Origin of the sequence: Actinoallomurus acaciae, assembly GCF_042429965.1 — a bacterium.
GTDB classification, from domain to species: Bacteria; Actinomycetota; Actinomycetes; order Streptosporangiales; family Streptosporangiaceae; genus Actinoallomurus; species Actinoallomurus acaciae.
This window is the reverse complement of record NZ_JBHLZP010000298.1, coordinates 1-16,856: the sequence shown is the minus strand read 5'-3', so window position 1 is coordinate 16,856 and position 16,856 is coordinate 1. Positions and strand designations below refer to the sequence as shown.

Below are 16,856 nucleotides of genomic sequence, written 5' to 3'. Positions count from 1 at the left end.
GCGCGCGGCCTGGAGGCGCCGGTCGAGCTCGGCGAGCCGCCGGTAGGCCTCGGCGTCGCCCTGGCGTCCGCCATACCAGACGTCGTCGAAGGTCCGTACGCCGGCGGCGAGCTCCTCGGCGTGGTCGGGCAGCGCGGCGCCCGCCTCGGCCGCCAGCTCGTCGGCGGTACGACCGGGGCGGGGTTCGACGATGACGCGTTCTTCGAGGTCGCGGGCGATGGCACGCAGGCGTTCGCGGATGGCCTCGGGCCACTCGCCGGCGGCCGCGTGGCGTTCGGCGGTGGCGCGGTGGTCCTCGGCGGTCGTGTGGGCGTCCTCGAGCAGGCTCGTGCGTTCGGCCGCGTTGCGTCGCAGGTTGCCGAGACGCCACCAGACCGCGGCGGCCACGAGGATCAGCAGCACCACCAGCACGATGAGCGCCGTCCAGCCCCAGCCGCCTCCGGTCTGCTCGCCCGGCGTGTGGCCGAACAGGCTGTTCAGCCAGTCATGGATCTTGTTCAGGATCCGGTCGAGGAACGACGGCTTGTCGCGCTGGTAGATCTGCTTTCGCAGCTCGCGGCGGGCGAGCTCGCGCGCCGCGTCGCGGCCGACGGGCGGTGCGGGGGCGTTGAAGATCACCGTGGCCACCCCGGCGGGGGAGGCGGAGGCGGCATGGGCGCCGTCCACGGGGTGGGGGGACGCCGCACCTTCGGCTGGGGGCCGGAGCCCGCGGCGGTGAGCGGTCCGGGCAGCCACGCGGCGAGCGGGTCCTCCGGCGGTCGCATCTGCAGCTCCAGGTCGAACGCCTCACGCCGCATGCGCCGATCGGCGTACACGATGGCGATCACCCCGGCGTTGAACGGGTTGACCAGCGTGCCGGCGACGATGCGGCCGACCGCGCTCAGGGCCAGCAGGCCGATGAGGAGCCCGCCGGCCGGTGAGGGATGGACGCCCGCCACGATCTCCACCACGACGTTGAACGGCGCCGGGATGACGACGAACTCGGCCAGCACCGTGATCAGCAGGGCGAGGAACAGGACGCCGAACGTGCGCCACCAGCGTCCGCGCACCATCTCCGCGGACCGGCGCAGTGAGGCGATCACGCCACGGCGCTCCATCACGAGGATGGGCGCGGCGAAGGCGAACCAGATGTACGCCGTCACCATCGCCACGAGGGCGACCGGCACCCCGAGGATCCAGGTGACGGCCTGGACGCCGACGGGAGCGTCGCCCGCGACGGCGGCGATCATCGGGGTGAGCGGGATCGCCAGCGCCAGGAACACCGCCGCGACGACGGCCGTGGCCGCGCCGAACAGGCGCCCGAGGCAGGGCCGGACGACGCGCCAGGCGTGGGAGAGCGAGGTCGGGCGGCCCAGCAGCGTCCGCGCCATGACCGGTGCGAGCATCCCGGACAGCAGCAGCACGACGTACGCGGTGAGGAGCAGGCTGCCGGCGGCGATGACGAACGCCCAGCCCACCGACTTCTCGATGGTGCCGGGCGTGATCTCGGTACGGGCCTGGGAGCCGATGAGGAAGTACTGGGCGAGCGTGACGACGACCTCGATGACGGTCGTCATCACCGCGGACATGCCCAGCGTGGCGCGGGGGTTGCGGCGTATGTAGGTGACCGCTCCGTCGAGGATCTCCGAGACGCCGAGCGGGCGCAGCGGGATCTCGGTCTCCAGCTCGGGCTCGTCGTCGACCGGGTCGGGCGCCGGTGGTGCGGGCCGGTCGGCGGGGGGCGTGCCGGAGCCCGGCGTCGCCCAGGCCCCTGGGTCGGTCACCCTGCCCCCTCCGCGCTGTTTCCCCGGTCGATACGGGCCATCCTGCCACGCTGAAGGGGCCCACGTGATCGCGCGAGAGGACTCCCTGGATTCAGGGATCAATGGGGCAAAATGGATGCGTGGCGCCCCTGCGCCGGATCGAGTCCCCCGGCGAACCCGCGGTGACGCCGCCCGGCAGCGGTCCGCCGGGAGAGCCGGTAACGGCGATCGTCATCGCGCGAGGGGTCGCGATATGAGGGATCAGAGGTAACCTTGGCCTGCTTGGGGGGACCGACCTCTTACAACTCCGGCGATGAGGGTACATGAAAGGACGCGTGCTGGTCGTCGACGACGACCTGGCTCTGGCCGAGATGCTCGGCATCGTGCTTCGGGGAGAGGGCTTCGAGCCGTCATTCGTGCACGACGGTGACAAGGCGCTCGAGGCGTTCCGGGAGACCCGTCCCGACCTCGTGCTGCTCGACCTCATGCTTCCCGGCATCGACGGCATCGACGTGTGCCGCCAGATCCGGGCCGAGGCCGGGGTGCCGATCGTGATGCTGACCGCCAAGAGCGACACGGTCGATGTCGTTCTGGGCCTCGAATCGGGTGCCGACGACTACATCGTCAAGCCGTTCAAGCCCAAGGAGCTCGTGGCGCGCGTCCGCGCCCGGCTCCGCCGCACCGACGACCCGACCCCCGAACTGCTGCAGATCGGCGACATCGCGATCGATGTCGCCGGCCACTCGGTCAAGCGGGGCGACCGGCACATCCCGCTCACACCGCTGGAGTTCGACCTGCTGGTGGCGCTCGCGCGCAAGCCGCGCCAGGTCTTCACCCGCGAGGTCCTGCTCGAACAGGTCTGGGGCTACCGCCACGCGGCCGACACCCGGCTCGTCAACGTTCACGTCCAGCGGCTCCGGGCCAAGATCGAAAAAGACCCTGAGCATCCGGAGATCGTGGTCACCGTACGCGGGGTCGGCTACAAGGCCGGCCCGGCCTAGTCCGGCCGTGCGGATCCCCCTGAAGACGTCGGCCCGCCGCGGCCTGCGCGTGATCCGCCGTCTCGCCAGGGCCGCGCTGGGCGCGACGCAGACGCGCTGGCGGAGCTCGATCCGCGTGCGTGTCGTCACGACGACGCTGGTCGTCTCGGCGATCGTCGTGGCGGTGCTCGGGGTGTTCCTGATGCAGCAGATCACCAACGCTCTGCTGGAGGCCAAGGAACGCGCCGCGCTGCCAGCTCGACGACGGCGTCGGCATCGCCCAGGGGCAGCTCGCCACCGGCCCGAGCGATCCGGAGACGCTCAACAACGTGGTGACCACGCTGGCACGCCGCAGCGGCACGGCGGGTCTGTACGAGGTCATCCTCATCGACGACCGTGACCCGGGCATCAACGGCTTCTCCAGCAACGCCATCAAGCCCGACAGCGTGCCCGCCCGTCTGCGGTTCCAGGTCGAGCGGGCGCCGGCCAGCACGCCGTACCGCACGTACGGCCGGCTGAGCTACGACGACGGCACCTCGGTCGGCGGTCTGATCGTCGGCGCCAAGGTCAACGCCTACCAGATCTACTACCTGTTCCCGCTGACCCAGGAGCGGCAGAGCCTCGTGGTCGTGCAGCGCACGCTGTTCGGCGTCGGCGCGGCCCTGATGCTGCTGCTCGCGGCGATCGCCTCCCTGGTGACACGCCAGGTCGTCATCCCCGTACGGCTCGCGGCCCAGTCGGCCGAACGCCTGGCCGCCGGGCGGCTCGAAGAGCGCATGAAGGTCCGCGGCGAGGACGACCTCGCGCGGCTCGCGACCTCGTTCAACGACATGGCCGCGAACCTCCAGGAGAAGATCGTCCAGCTCGAGGAGCTGTCGAAGGTCCAGCGCCAGTTCGTCTCGGACGTCTCCCACGAGCTGCGCACGCCGCTGACGACGATCCGGATCGCCGCCGACGTGCTCTACGAGGCCCGCGAGGAGTTCGACCCGCTGACGTCACGGTCGGCCGAGCTCCTGCAGAGCCAGCTCGAACGCTTCGAGGGCCTGCTGGCCGACCTGCTGGAGATCAGCCGGTACGACGCGGGCGCCGCCACCCTGGACGCCGAGTCGATCGACGTGCGCGAGCTGGTCCTGCGCGCGGTCGGCGACACCGAGGGTCTCGCCGAGCGCAAGGGCAGCAAGATCGTCCAACAGCTCCCGGGCGAGGCGACCATGGCCGAGGTCGACCGCCGCCGCGTCGAGCGCATCCTGCGCAACCTGCTGGTCAACGCGGTCGAGCACGGTGACGGCAAGGACATCGTCGTGAGCGTGGCGGCCGACCGCGACGCGGTGGCCATCGCGGTCCGCGACCACGGATGCGGCCTGCGGCCGGGCGAGGCCCACATGGTCTTCGACCGCTTCTGGCGCGCCGACCCCGCCCGCGCCCGCACCACCGGCGGCACGGGCCTGGGCCTGTCGATCTCCAAGGAGGACGCCCGCCTGCACGGCGGCTGGCTTCAGGCGTGGGGCGAGCCGGACCAGGGCTCGCAGTTCCGCCTGTCGCTGCCGCGGGTGGCGGGCGCCGAACTCCGCGGCTCGCCGCTGCCCCTCGTCCCGCCGGAGGTCGAACTCCGGCGAGCCCCGTACGCCGAACTCAAGCTGGAAGCCGACGCATGAGGCGGGGGCTCGCGGTTGTGACGCTCGTGCTGTGCGCGGTCACGGGATGCGCGAGCGTCCCTTCGGGGAGCCAGGTGGTCGGCGGCCGGGTCACGGGTCACCAGCAGCCGATCGACGACCCGTACGTCCGCGTCATCCCGGTCGGCCCGGGCCGCGACTGGGACCCCGGCAAGATCATCACCGCCTTCCAGGCCGCGTCGGGAAGCTTCGACGGCCCGAACGGCGATCACAAGGTGGCCCGGGAGTACCTGGCCTGCGGAGGATGCTGGCAGCCCGGCATCTCTACGGTGGTCTACGACCGGATGGAACAGACGTCGGTCCAGATCGGCGGCGCGCACGCATCGGTGACCGTCGAGGTCGACCAGCTCGGCAAGATCGGCTCGGACGGCCAGTACATCGCCGACTCGCACCGCTTCAAGGTGACCTACCAGCTCCGCCAGGACGCGCAGAAGCAGTGGCGGATCAGCTGGCTCCCGCCGGAGCTCCTGCTCAGCCGCAACGACGTGGGCCGCGCCTTCCGCACACTCGACCTGTACTTCTTCTCGCCCGACCCCCAGGTCAAGGTCCTGGTGCCGAACCCGGTGTTCATCCCCATGGTCAGCCGGCCGTGGCTGTCGCAGCAGCTCGTGAAGCAGCTGCTCGGCGGCCCGACGACGTGGCTGCGGGGCGCCGCCGTCCGCACCGGTTTTCCCGACGGCACCCAGCTGCGGCGACTGGACATCTCCGGAGGCGTCGCGACGGTCGACCTGAACCGCCAGGCCCGCTCGGGCGATCTGCGGAACATGTCGATCCAGCTGATGTGGACGTTGCGGCAACTGCGAGAGGTCGACCAGCTCAAACTGGAGATCGACGGCAAGCCGATGGACGTGCCGGGCGCCGGCGGCACGGTGCAGTCGGCGAGCGTCTGGGCCGGTTATGACCCCGACGGCCAGGGCGACCCACCGCGAGGCTGGGTGCGCACCGCCGACGGACGGCTGGCCCGGCTCGACTCCTCCGTGCCGCAGGTGCTACTGCCCAAGCTGCACGTGTACCAGCCGGCGGTCTCCTACGACGCACGGCAGGTCGCGGCCGTGAGCAAGTCCGGTGGCACGGTGACGGTGACGGACATGACGACGGGCGCGACCCGGGTCACGCTGCACGCCAAACTTGCGGGCGGCCGGTTCTGCAAGCCGTCGTGGGACCTGCACGGCAATGTCTGGGCGGTCGAGTCGAACTCCCAGGGCTCCCGCCTGTGGGAGATCACCCCCGGCACCACGAAGATCGCCGTCGACGGCTGGACCCTCGCGCCGTACCCGGTCCGGGCCCTGCGCATCTCACGCGACGGCACCCGGGCCGCCGCGATCGTCCAGATGGGCCAGGTCTCCCAGGTACAACTGGGCCGCGTCGACCCGGCACCGACGGGCGGCCTGCAGGCGGAGGGCTTCATCGCGATCAACTCGGACCTGTCGTCCGCCATCGACCTGTCCTGGCGCGACGCCGACCACCTGGCGGTCATCGGCGCGACGGACAGCAACCCGTCGCCGGTGCTCTACGACGTGCCGGTCGGCGGCGGCGCCATCCAGCCGATCATGGGCCCGGGCGCCGACATGAAGGCGGTGGCGGCCTACCCGGGCGCTCCGCTGCTCGTCTCACAGCACGTGTCGAGCCCCCAGCCCCTGGACAACGTGTGCTGGCTGAGCGACAAGTACGGCGAATGGAAGTGCTACGACCGCACCTCCGCCCCGGCCTACCCCGGCTGACACGCGTACTTCCTCAGTAGGCGGAGCTGCCGCGACTGGCTGACGCGCGCTCCTGAGCAGGGGGAGCTGCCTCGGCTGCCAGACGCGCGCTCCTGAGCGCCCGAACCGTCTCGGTCGGCAGGCGTGTGCTCCGTGGCTGGTTGAGTTGTTTTGTTTGGTGGGGTGTGCCTCCTGAGTGCTGTTCTGGCGGGCGGGGGTGTTCTTCTGGGTGGGTCTGCTTTGATCGGTGGACGTGTGTTGCGTGAGTGGTTGGTTTGTCTTGGTTGGTGGGGCGCTTCGTTGAGCAGTCGCACGTCTTGGCAGGCGCGCGTGTTCTTGTGGGGGTGGCTTGCCTTGGTCGGTGGGCGTGTGTTTCGTGGGTGGTTGGGCTGCCTTGGTCGGTGGGGTTTCGTGGGTGGTTGGGCTGCCTTGGTCGGTGGGCGTGTGTTTCGTGGGTGGTTGGGCTGCCTTGGTCGGTGGGCATGTGCTTCGTAGGTGGTTGGGTTGCCTCGGTCGGCGGGAGCGCGCCTCCTGAGCGGGTCGGGTTGCCTCGGCTGGCGGGGCGTACTTTCTTGAGCGGTCCACCGCCCAGGCTGTGGCGGGCTGTGGCGCGCGTGTTTCCTGAGCGGTAGGCCTTCCCCGTCTGGCTCACGTGCTTCTTGGGGTATGCGTGTCTCGGTTGGCGGGCGTGGTCTTTTCAGCGGTCCTCGGTCCTCGGTCCTCCCTCGGTCCGCCTGCCTTGGCTGGCGCGCGTGCTCTTCTGAGCGGTGAGTGGTCGGTCTACCTCGGTTGGTCTCCCCTTCCTCCTGAGTGGCGTTGTGTCGCCGCGATCACGGCGCATGCCGGTACTTCGGCGCCGGCCTCGCGTAAGGCTCGGGCCGCCTCGGCGAGGGTCGCGCCTGTGGTGATCACATCGTCCACGATGATCACTCGCCATCCCCGCAGGTCCAGGCGAGACTGCATGGCTCCGGTGAGGTTCAGGACGCGATCCGTGGCGGTCAGGCCGGCCTGGTCCGCCACGCGGCGCCGATGGTGTAGAGCCCGCACGCATACGACCCTCGCTCCTGCGACAGGGTGGCCCCTCGCCCCGCTGGCGGGGCGGCCGTTCCCTGCCCGATCGCCGGGGCCGTTCGCGGCCCGACCGCCAGGGTCGCCGCCCCTCGCCCGGCCGCGGGGGTGGTCGTCCCTCGCCGGGTCGCCAGTGCGGCCATCCCCCGATCGGTCGGCGGGGTGGCTGTCTCTCGTTCGGTCGGCGGGGTGGTCTCTCGCCCCATTGGTGGGGTGGTTCATCGCGCGATCGGCAGAGTGGTCTTCCCCCGCTCGGCCGTCAGGGTGGGCGTCCCTCGCATGATCCGCAGGGTGGGGGTCTCTCGCATGATCCGCAGGGTGGGGGTCTCTCGCATGATCTGCAGCGTGGGCGTCCCTTGCTTGGGTGGCAGGGTGGGGGGCTCTTGTCCGGTCGGCAGGGTCGGGGGCCCTCGTCTGGTCGGCGGGGTGGGGGTTGCCCGTCAGGTTGGCAAGGTGGGCGTCGGGGCGGTCCGTCTCGTGCTTCGGCTGCCTCGTGGCTTGTCTTGTGGCCTCTCTTGCCGCCTCTTCGGCGATGCGCAGGGTCGGGTCATGGCCCCGTCGCCGTACCGACGCCCTTGAGGAGGGCACAGGGACGATGAGCGCGGGCCCGCCGGGGTCGGCGGCCGTCATCGCGGCGCGGGCTAGGGCGACGCCCAGAGGGCGTGCCAGGCCCGACAGGCCGCGTTCCTTGTGCGCGATGATCAGTCGGCGGACCGGGCCGGCGTACGGCGCGATGGCGAAGGGGGGCGGCAGGCCTGCCGGGAGGGGGCTGGGCAGGCACAGCCGGGCGGGGGCGGCGAGGTGGTCTTCGCAGGCTCGGCACACGAGCCCGCCGGGCCCTCCGCAGCCCGCGCACGGCTGGGGAAGGAGCAGGTCAAGGGCTGCGGTGAGAAGCTTCATGTCTGCCGAGCCTGCCGGGTCCCCTGGTGAGACACCAGCCCCGTCCACACCCTGTGGAAAACTCTCCGCCGAGTCCGCCGAGTCCGCCGAGTCCGCCGAGTCGCTGGGTCCGCTGGGTCCGCCGATACCCGGCCCGAGAGCCCGGCCCTAGGTCTGTCTCAAGGTCCCCTTTCGTAGCGAGCGGTGTCCGGGGGCCGTGTCGCAAGGCGGTCGTAAGGCGGAGGTAGGGAGTCGGCCTGGTTTGGCTGGCGACCTTTCCCGGGGTCCCTGCGGGAGCGTGTCGGGCGGCGGAGTCGTTCGGCACGGTTTCGTGGGATGGGGGCGGCAACGCGGCGAGGCGTCGCCTGGGCGCCGCGCAGCGGACAGCGGGACCTTGAGACAGGCCCGAGACGCAGATCGCGCCGCGTTCCGAGCCGTTCGCCGACCGGCCGGTGGCCCTGCAGGACGGAAGATCACAGCGGGACCGCCCAAAGACTCCCAGGACGACGACACGCCGAAGCCCGATGTGCCGCCATCTCACCGGATGTGGCTACCGGCGGTAGTGGTTTATTGCCTGTCCGTCGTACGGGCGGCGGATACGGCGCGCGATCGGGTACTCGCGTCGAGCGAGATCGGCACCGGCCGTCCCAGGGCATCGTGCAGGTGGTGGCCGTGCCGACCGGACGAAGGCTCCGCCGTCTCCGTAACGCCCGGTGCGACGCGCCGGGCGGCCGAAATCCCGGACGGCGATGACTATCCGTGGTTTTTCTCGGGGTCCCCACCTGACATTCATGGCGTAAGGGGTTAGCGTTCCTGACATGACACCCGCCCGGGTCCGTGGTTGCGCCGAGTCTCAACCGGCCCGGCAAGCCGATGCCAGCCGCAGGCGAAACGGCCCACGTAAGGCGACTTCTCGTCGACCGATCACGGTGCGGCTTAGAGGTAAGACCTGCCCCGCCGGGGGATCAGATGTCCTCCGGACCGGGAGAAGGGCAGTAGTGGCGAGAGCGCCGCGAGACCCTCAGCAGGCGGATGTGGGGACGAAGACCAGGTCGGCCGGGCGGGTGTTTCCTCTGCGTCGCGGAAACCGAGGTGTGGAGACAGTGAGTGTTGAGCCCGGCTGCCCCGTGCCGGGTGGTCTTGAATACCGGGAGGAGGGGGGTCCCCTATGGACATCATCGTGAAGGGGCGTCACACGGACGTCAACGATCGGTTCCGTCGTCATGTGGACACCAAACTCGCCAAGGTGGAGAAGCTGGATCCCAAGGTCATCCGGGTTGACGTGGAGGTCTCCGAAGAACACAACCCCCGCCAGGCGGACACCCGTGAGCGGATCGAGCTCACCATCGTCTCCCGTGGCCCCGTGATCAGAGCCGAGGCCGCGGCCGACGACCGCTACGCCGCGCTCGACATGGCCCTCGGCAAGCTGGAGAACCGCCTGCGCCGCGTGTGCGACCGCCGCAAGGTCCACCACGGCACCCACGGTCGCGCCCGGCTCGCGGACGCGCTCGCGCCGGAGGTCGAGGCGCTCCCGGACGTACCCGGGCCGACGTCGGCGCAGGCCGAAGAGCCCGTACCTCCATCGGAGGGCGACGCGTACGCGCAGGCCGAGGGCATCGTGCCGATCGCGATGGAAGGCGACGGTCCGGTCGTTCTGCGGGAAAAGGCGCATAAAGCGGATCCGATGACCATTGACCAGGCACTATTCGAGATGGAACTGGTCGGACACGATTTCTATCTCTTCCGTGACAAGGAGAGCGGCCGTCCGAGTGTCGTTTACCGGCGACGGGGCTGGGATTATGGAGTGATCCGTCTTATCGAGGAGTGACGCCGCGCTTGCGCGGCGCCATCGCCTCGACCAATCTGGTCCCAGGCGGTTCCGACGAGGGAGCGCCTGGGACCACACGTCTCACCCCCGCGAACACGCCCCCATGGGCCGGCGCACCGTTTGGAGGAGGAGTTGAGCGAGGCTCCGCAGACTCGTGACCCCGCGTCCGGTGACCCCATCCGCGTCCTCATCGTCGACGACCACGCGCTGTTCCGCCGTGGCCTCGAGATGGTCCTCGACGACGAGGACGGCGTCGAGGTCGTCGGCCAGTGCGGCGACGGCCAAGAGGCCGTGGAACAGGTGGGCGACCTCGTCCCGGACGTCGTGCTCATGGACATCCGGATGCCGCGCCGCGGCGGCATCGAGGCGTGCACGGCCATCAAGGACCAGGTGCCCAGCGTCAAGATCGTGATGCTGACCATCAGCGACGAGGAGGAGGATCTCTTCGAGGCGATCAAGGCGGGCGCCACCGGCTACCTGCTGAAGGACGTCTCGATCGACGAGGTCGCCGACGTCGTGCGCGCGGTGCACGACGGCCAGTCGTTCATCAGCCCGTCGATGGCCTCGAAGCTGATCACCGAGTTCGCGGCCATGGCCAAGCGCGGCGACGAGCGTCAGCAGCAGGTGCCCGCGCCGAAGCTGACCGATCGCGAGATGGAGGTCCTGCGCCTGGTCGCGCGGGGGCTCGGCAACCGCGAGATCGCCAAAGAGCTGTTCATTTCGGAGAACACCGTCAAGAACCACATCCGGAACATCCTGGAGAAACTCCAGCTGCATTCCCGGATGGAGGCCGTCGTCTACGCGGTGCGGGAGAAACTGCTCGAAATCAGCTGAGTCCTAGTTCAAGGCGGCGGCCAGCGGTGCGGCGAGGGCCGGCGGGTCGATGCGTTCGACGCGGACCGCGTCGCAGCCCACCCATTCGGCCGCCTCGCGCAGAGCCTCGGCCAGATGCGCGATCGCGCGTTCGGCCTTGCCCGGCGTGTTCGCCGCCGCCGGCTCCACGGACGCCTTGCGGGCGATCAGCGTCGTGCCCTCGCGGGCCGGGTCGACGCGGCCGATCAGGCGCCCGCCGGCCAGCACGGGCATCGTGAAGTAGCCGTGCACGCGCTTCGCCTTCGGGACGTACGCCTCCAGGCGGTGGTCGAAGGCGAACATCCGCTGGGTGCGCTTGCGATCCCACACCAGCGAGTCGAACGGGGACAGCAGCGTCGTACGGTGGCGCCCGCGTGGCACCTCGGCCAGGGCCTCCGGATGGGCCCAGGCGGTGCTCCAGCCGCCGACCTCCACCGGCACCAGGCCGGTCGCGCCGATCACCGCGTCGACCTGCTCACCCCGGACCCGGACGTAGTCGGCCAGGTCCGCCCGCGTCGCGACGCCCAGCGCGCGGCCCGCGCGGGCGACCAGGGTGGCGACGCACTCTTCGTCCGACAGGTCCTGCTCGCGCAGCTCCGCCGGGATCGCCCGCTCCGCCAGGTCGTACACCCGGCGCCAGCCGACCCGCCGGGTGCAGACCACCTCACCGGTCGCCAGGAGGTACTCCGCGGCGATCTTGTGGTCCGTACGGTCGAACCACTCGCCGCCCTTCTTCGCGCCGCCGAGCCCCGTCGCCGTGAGCGGGCCGTCGGAACGGAGGCGGGCCAGCACCTCCTTGCACGCCTCCTCGGGCGTACGGTGCCAGTGGCGGCCCCTGTGCAGGTAGTCGCGGCGCCGGAAGGCGTACAGCGGCCAGTCCTCGATCGGCAGCACGCAGGCGGCGTGCGACCAGTATTCGAAGGCGGCCGTGCCGTTCCAGTAGGCGCGCTCGACGCTGGAGCGGCCGACGGCGCCCAGGCGCGCGTAGGCGACCAGCTCGTGGGAGCGCGCCAGGACCGAGATGGTGTCGAGCTGCACCGCCCCGAGATGGCGGAGCGCGCCGAGGGCACGCCGGGCACCGGGGTCGCCGCGCAGGCCACCGCCCCGATGCGTGGTCGCGACACGCCCGAGGAGACCTTGGGCGTGAAGTTGAATCCGGCGTGCCTGCTCGGGGGTGAGCTCTACGGGAGGCATGGGCCGATGTTACGGACCACCACCGACAGGATCAGGGGAGGAGGATCAGCCGTGCGGCTTGGTCGTGGCCGGGTCGGTGGCCGTTTCCGGCCCGCTCAGCTCGCCACGGACACCGGCGAGCTCGGAGTGGTGGCGTTCTTCGGGCGCCTGCCGGGGACCGTCCATGATGACGTCGTCGAAGATGTGCACGGCCGCGGCGATCAGGCCGCCGACCACGACGAGTCCGGCGCCGACCCAGAACATCCACCACCTCGGGTGCGGCACCAGCGCGACGCCCCCCACGCCGAAGCCGATCCAGATCACGATGACCGCCAGCCATGAGCTGGCACGGCCGGCGTGTGAATTGTGGGCCATTCATCCCTCCCCGCGGGTTACGCGCTTCAGTTCGGTGCGGACGACCGGTCGCGAGCCCGCCGCTCCCAGTTTTTTTACACGATCGCTTGGCACGATCATGGCGAACCCTGACCCGGTCGCGGGCATCACCGGTCTCGTGATAGTGACGGTTGTCCCGCTGTACGGTTGGACTCGCCTACGATGACACCGTACGGGTCGTGTGCGCGCGCCTCCGACACGACCCCCGGCGATACCACGAACGCTGCGAGGAGCTCCCGAGAGTGCCAGTAGTCATCGACAAGATCCTTCGCGCCGGCGAAGGCAAAGTTCTGCGTAAGCTCAAGCGGATCGCCGACCAGGTCAACTCCATCGAGGAAGACTTCGTCGACATGAGCGACGCCGAGTTGCGCGCGCTCACCGAGACCTACAAGGAGCGCCTCGCCGACGGCGAGAGCCTCGACGATCTGCTTCCCGAGGCGTTCGCCACGGCCCGTGAGGCCGCCAAGCGGACGCTGGGCCAGCGCCACTTCGACGTGCAGGTCATGGGCGGGGCCGCGCTCCACATGGGCAACATCGCCGAGATGCGCACCGGTGAGGGCAAGACCCTGACCTGTGTGCTTCCGGCGTACCTCAACGCCCTCGCCGGCGAGGGCGTGCACGTGGTCACCGTCAACGACTACCTCGCCAAGCGCGACGCCGAGTGGATGGGCCGGGTCCACCAGTTCCTCGGCCTCGAGGTCGGTGTGATCCTGGCCGACATGACGCCGGAGGACCGCCGCAAGGCGTACGCCGCCGACGTCACGTACGGCACCAACAACGAGTTCGGCTTCGACTACCTGCGCGACAACATGGCCTGGAGCCTCGACGAGTGCGTCCAGCGCGGCCACAACTTCGCGATCGTGGACGAGGTCGACTCCATCCTCATCGACGAGGCCCGTACGCCGCTGATCATCTCCGGCCCCGCCGAGCAGAACTCCAAGTGGTACGTCGAGTTCGCCAAGATCGTGCCGCGGCTCAAGCGCGCCAGCGACGGCCCCGAGGGCGAGGACGGCGACTACCAGGTCGACGAGAAGAAGCGCACCGTCGGCATCCTGGAGTCCGGCGTCGAGAAGGTCGAGGACTGGCTCGGCATCGACAACCTGTACGACTCGGTCAACACGCCGCTGGTCAGCTTCCTGAACAACGCGCTGAAGGCCAAGGAGCTGTACAAGAAGGACAAGGACTACATCGTCAACGCGGGCGAGGTCCTGATCGTCGACGAGTTCACCGGGCGCATCCTGCACGGCCGTCGCTACAACGAGGGCATGCACCAGGCCATCGAGGCCAAGGAAGGCGTGACGATCAAGGACGAGAACCAGACGCTCGCCACGATCACGCTGCAGAACTTCTTCCGCCTCTACGACAAGCTCGGCGGCATGACCGGCACCGCCCAGACCGAGGCGGCCGAGTTCAACAAGATCTACAAGCTCGGGGTCATCCCGATCCCGACCAACAAGCCGATGATCCGCAAGGACGTCTCCGACGTCGTCTACAAGACCGAGCAGGCCAAGTTCGAGGCCGTGGTCGAGGACATCAAGGAGAAGCACGACAAGGGCCAGCCGGTCCTGGTCGGCACGACCTCGGTGGAAAAGTCCGAAAAGCTCTCGCGGATGCTCAAGCGCCGCGGCGTCCCGCACGAGGTGCTGAACGCCAAGTACCACGAGAAGGAAGCGCTGATCGTCGCCGAGGCGGGCCGCAAGGGCGCCGTCACGGTCGCCACCAACATGGCCGGTCGTGGCACCGACATCATGCTCGGCGGCAACCCCGACCACCTCGCCGACCAGGCGCTCCACGCGCAGGGCCTGTCCCCGCTGGAGACCCCGGAGGAGTACGAGAAGGCCTGGCCGGAGGCGATCGAGAAGGCCAAGCAGGCGGTCAAGGAGGAGCACGAGGAGGTCACCGAGTCCGGCGGCCTGTACGTCCTCGCCACCGAACGCCACGAGTCGCGGCGCATCGACAACCAGCTGCGCGGTCGTTCCGGCCGCCAGGGCGACCCGGGCGAGTCGCGGTTCTACCTCTCGCTCGAGGACGACCTGATGCGGCTGTTCAACTCCGCCCGCGTCGAGGCGATCATGACCCGCCTCAACATCCCGGACGACGTGCCGATCGAGTCGAAGATCGTCTCGAACGCCATCCGGTCCGCCCAGCACCAGGTGGAGCAGCAGAACTTCGAGATCCGCAAGAACGTCCTCAAGTACGACGAGGTCCTCAACCGCCAGCGCAAGGTGATCTACGCCGAGCGCCGCAAGGTCCTTGAGGGCGCCGACCTGCACGAGCAGATCGTCCACATGATCGACGAGGTCGTCGCGGGCTACGTCACGGCGGCCACCGCCGAGGGCTTCCCCGAAGAGTGGGACCTCGACAAGCTGTGGAAGGCGTTCAAGCAGCTCTACCCGATCTCGATCAGCTCCGACGACCTGGTCGAGGAGGAGGGCGGCCAGTCCGGCCTGACCGCCGAGCTGCTCACCGAGAAGATCACCGAGGACGCCCAGGAGGCGTACGCCAAGCGCGAGGAGGAGCTCGGCGGCGAGGTCCTGCGCGAGCTGGAGCGGCGCGTCGTCCTGTCGGTCCTCGACCGCAAGTGGCGCGAGCACCTGTACGAGATGGACTACCTCCAGGAGGGCATCGGCCTGCGCGCGATGGCCCAGCGTGACCCGCTGGTCGAGTACCAGCGCGAGGGTTACGACATGTTCACCGCGATGCTCGAGGGCATCAAGGAGGAGTCGGTCGGCTACCTGTTCAACCTCGAGGTCGAGATCGCCGAGGAGGACCAGTCCGCCGTCGCGGGTGTCGGCGCGGCTCCGGTCGAGCTCGTCGACACGGCCGAGGAAGAGCCGGAGGACGAGGCCCCGGAGATCGTCGCCAAGGGCCTCGACGAGGGCAGCCGGCCGCAGAGCCTGAGCTACAGCGCGCCGAAGGTCGACGGTGAGGGCGGCGTCGAGACCCACACCGAAGAGGCGGAGGACGACGTCTACGCGGACGTCTCGCGCAACGACCCGTGCCCGTGCGGCTCGGGCAAGAAGTTCAAGCGCTGCCACGGCGACCCGCGCAAGAACTGACGCAGGACGGCACACGAACGGCCCCGGGCGGATGCTCGCGTTCTAGCGGTCCCCGCAACACCTTGGATTTCAAGGTGTTGCGGGGACCGTGGTTTCTGGGGAGTTGCGGGCGAGGTTCTTGGAGGCTTTGGATCGGGAGGCGGGCAGTATCTCGGGTGCTGCTCGTGCTGTCGGGGTGAGCCGGGCGACGGCGTTCGGGTGGGCTCGTAAGGCTGGCGTGCGGGGTCGAGGCAAGTCAGGCACGAAGGGGCACCCGGGGCGGGCGGTGTACGACGGGTTGAGGGCGGCCGGTGTGCGGCGGCGGGACGCTGCGGCGCAGGTCGGAGTGAACGTGCGCACTGCGCGGGACTGGGACCGGGGGATCCGCAAGATCGGTAACGCGCGGCTCCACGCGGATGGCCGTCGGATCGACTACAAGACGGGTGTGATCACCTGCGCCGATACCTCGACCTCGCCGGCCGTCTCGGCGTTGGAGGCGGACCTGCATCCGCGGTTCTTGACGCTTTTGGAGCGGGAGCAGATCGCGGACCTGCACCGTCAGGGTGCCTCGCTGCGCGTGATCGGCCGCGAGCTGGGGCGGTCGGCGTCCACGATCAAGTGTGAGATCGACAACCGATCCGTCGAGGGTGTCTACCGCCCCTACCGGGCGCACCGGGCGTGGGTGAAGGCCCGCTCACGACCCAAGGAAAGCAAGCTCGCCAAGGATGGCCCGCTGCGCGACTACGTCGCTGCCAAGCTGGCCGTGCGCTGGTCGCCCGAGCAGATCTGTCACGCTCTGATCAGGGAGTTCCCGGGCGAGCAAAGCATGCGGGTGAGTGTGGAGACGATCTACCAGGCGATCTACGTCCAGGCTCGTGGCGGCCTCAAACGAGAGGTCCTGGCGGCCCTGCGCACCGGACGCACCCGCCGCAAGCCGCACCAGGCTCCTAACGAGCGCACGCGGCGGTTCGTCGAGGAGATGGTGATGATCGCCGAGCGGCCACCCCAGATCGAGGACCGGGCCGTGCCCGGGCACTGGGAAGGCGACCTGATCGTCGGCACCCGCAGCGAGTCCGCGATCGTGACCCTGGTCGAACGCTCGAGTCGGTACGTGATGCTCGGGCACCTGCCCGGCGGGCACACCGCCGAGGAAGTCCGCGACGTGCTCGTGCCCTTGATCGGTTCACTGCCCGAACACCTGCGCGGCTCGCTGACCTGGGACCAGGGCTGTGAGATGGCAGCACACAAACAGTTCTCCGTGGCCACCGGCGTGCCGGTCTACTTCTGCGACCCGCACTCACCCTGGCAGCGCGGCAGCAACGAGAACACCAACGGGCTGCTGCGCCAGTACTTCCCCAAAGGCACGGACCTGTCGGTCCACAGGCCCCAGGACCTCGAACACATCGCCCAGGAACTCAACGGCCGACCACGCAAAACACTCGGCTGGGAAACCCCAGCCGAGCGCCTGCGTGATCTACTGACAGCCACATAGACCATCAGGTGTTGCGAGGACCCCTGGAATCCGCCATC

The 16,856-nt window shown here is 69.7% G+C and carries 13 protein-coding genes; 8 read left to right on the top strand and 5 right to left on the bottom strand.

Going from position 1 to position 16,856, the window contains the following annotated elements; all coding sequences use genetic code 11:
- Window positions 1-618: DUF4129 domain-containing protein (locus ACFFNX_RS31275; protein ID WP_378209469.1), on the bottom strand; the 618-nt coding region annotated here is incomplete at its 3' end.
- A complete protein-coding gene (locus ACFFNX_RS31270; RefSeq protein ID WP_378209468.1) occupies window positions 615-1,763 on the bottom strand; it encodes a DUF7847 domain-containing protein in 1,149 nt (382 codons plus the stop codon). The genes ACFFNX_RS31270 and ACFFNX_RS31275, both read right to left, overlap by 4 nt.
- Window positions 1,764-2,065: 302 nt before the next feature.
- On the opposite strand from ACFFNX_RS31270, the gene mtrA reads away from it, so the two are divergent.
- Genes mtrA through ACFFNX_RS31250 form a run of 4 tightly spaced genes read left to right on the top strand, consistent with a single transcriptional unit; the run spans window position 2,066 to window position 6,116 of the window.
- A complete protein-coding gene (gene mtrA, locus ACFFNX_RS31265) occupies window positions 2,066-2,743 on the top strand; it encodes an MtrAB system response regulator MtrA (RefSeq protein ID WP_285579099.1) in 678 nt (225 codons plus the stop codon).
- Window positions 2,744-2,750: 7 nt separating this feature from the next.
- Window positions 2,751-3,122, top strand: coding sequence for a hypothetical protein (locus ACFFNX_RS31260; RefSeq protein WP_378209467.1), 372 nt, complete (start codon window positions 2,751-2,753; stop codon window positions 3,120-3,122).
- Complete coding sequence (gene mtrB, locus ACFFNX_RS31255; protein WP_378209466.1) at window positions 3,052-4,377, top strand: MtrAB system histidine kinase MtrB; 1,326 nt, start codon at window positions 3,052-3,054, stop codon at window positions 4,375-4,377. The genes ACFFNX_RS31260 and mtrB overlap by 71 nt, the downstream gene beginning before the upstream one ends.
- Complete coding sequence (locus ACFFNX_RS31250; protein WP_378209465.1) at window positions 4,374-6,116, top strand: LpqB family beta-propeller domain-containing protein; 1,743 nt, start codon at window positions 4,374-4,376, stop codon at window positions 6,114-6,116. Before mtrB ends, ACFFNX_RS31250 begins: the two co-directional genes overlap by 4 nt.
- Window positions 6,117-6,875: 759 nt before the next feature.
- Here the strand turns inward: ACFFNX_RS31250 and ACFFNX_RS31245 are convergent.
- Window positions 6,876-7,058, bottom strand: a complete 183-nt coding sequence (locus ACFFNX_RS31245) for a phosphoribosyltransferase family protein (RefSeq protein WP_378209470.1) — start codon at window positions 7,056-7,058, stop codon at window positions 6,876-6,878.
- A 2,152-nt stretch (window positions 7,059-9,210) separates the two neighbouring features.
- Between ACFFNX_RS31245 and hpf the strand changes: the two genes are divergently transcribed.
- Window positions 9,211-9,870, top strand: coding sequence for a ribosome hibernation-promoting factor, HPF/YfiA family (gene hpf / locus ACFFNX_RS31240; protein WP_378209464.1), 660 nt, complete (start codon window positions 9,211-9,213; stop codon window positions 9,868-9,870).
- Between the two features lie 132 nt (window positions 9,871-10,002).
- Window positions 10,003-10,704, top strand: a complete 702-nt coding sequence (locus tag ACFFNX_RS31235) for a response regulator (RefSeq protein WP_378209463.1) — start codon at window positions 10,003-10,005, stop codon at window positions 10,702-10,704.
- Between the two features lie 3 nt (window positions 10,705-10,707).
- On the opposite strand, the gene ACFFNX_RS31230 is transcribed toward ACFFNX_RS31235, so the two are convergent.
- Window positions 10,708-11,916 (bottom strand): winged helix-turn-helix domain-containing protein, encoded by a 1,209-nt coding sequence (locus tag ACFFNX_RS31230; protein ID WP_378209462.1) that lies wholly within the window; start codon window positions 11,914-11,916, stop codon window positions 10,708-10,710.
- Between the two features lie 45 nt (window positions 11,917-11,961).
- Window positions 11,962-12,270 carry an HGxxPAAW family protein gene (locus ACFFNX_RS31225; protein WP_378209461.1) on the bottom strand — a complete coding sequence of 103 codons (309 nt, stop codon included), beginning with the start codon at window positions 12,268-12,270 and terminating at the stop codon, window positions 11,962-11,964.
- Window positions 12,271-12,530: 260 nt separating this feature from the next.
- On the opposite strand from ACFFNX_RS31225, the gene secA reads away from it, so the two are divergent.
- Window positions 12,531-15,347, top strand: a complete 2,817-nt coding sequence (gene secA / locus ACFFNX_RS31220; protein ID WP_378209460.1) for a preprotein translocase subunit SecA — start codon at window positions 12,531-12,533, stop codon at window positions 15,345-15,347.
- 292 nt (window positions 15,348-15,639) lie between these two features.
- Window positions 15,640-16,818: an IS30 family transposase gene (locus ACFFNX_RS31215; RefSeq protein ID WP_378209459.1), complete on the top strand. Its 1,179-nt coding sequence runs from the start codon at window positions 15,640-15,642 to the stop codon at window positions 16,816-16,818.
- Window positions 16,819-16,856 lie beyond the last annotated feature (38 nt).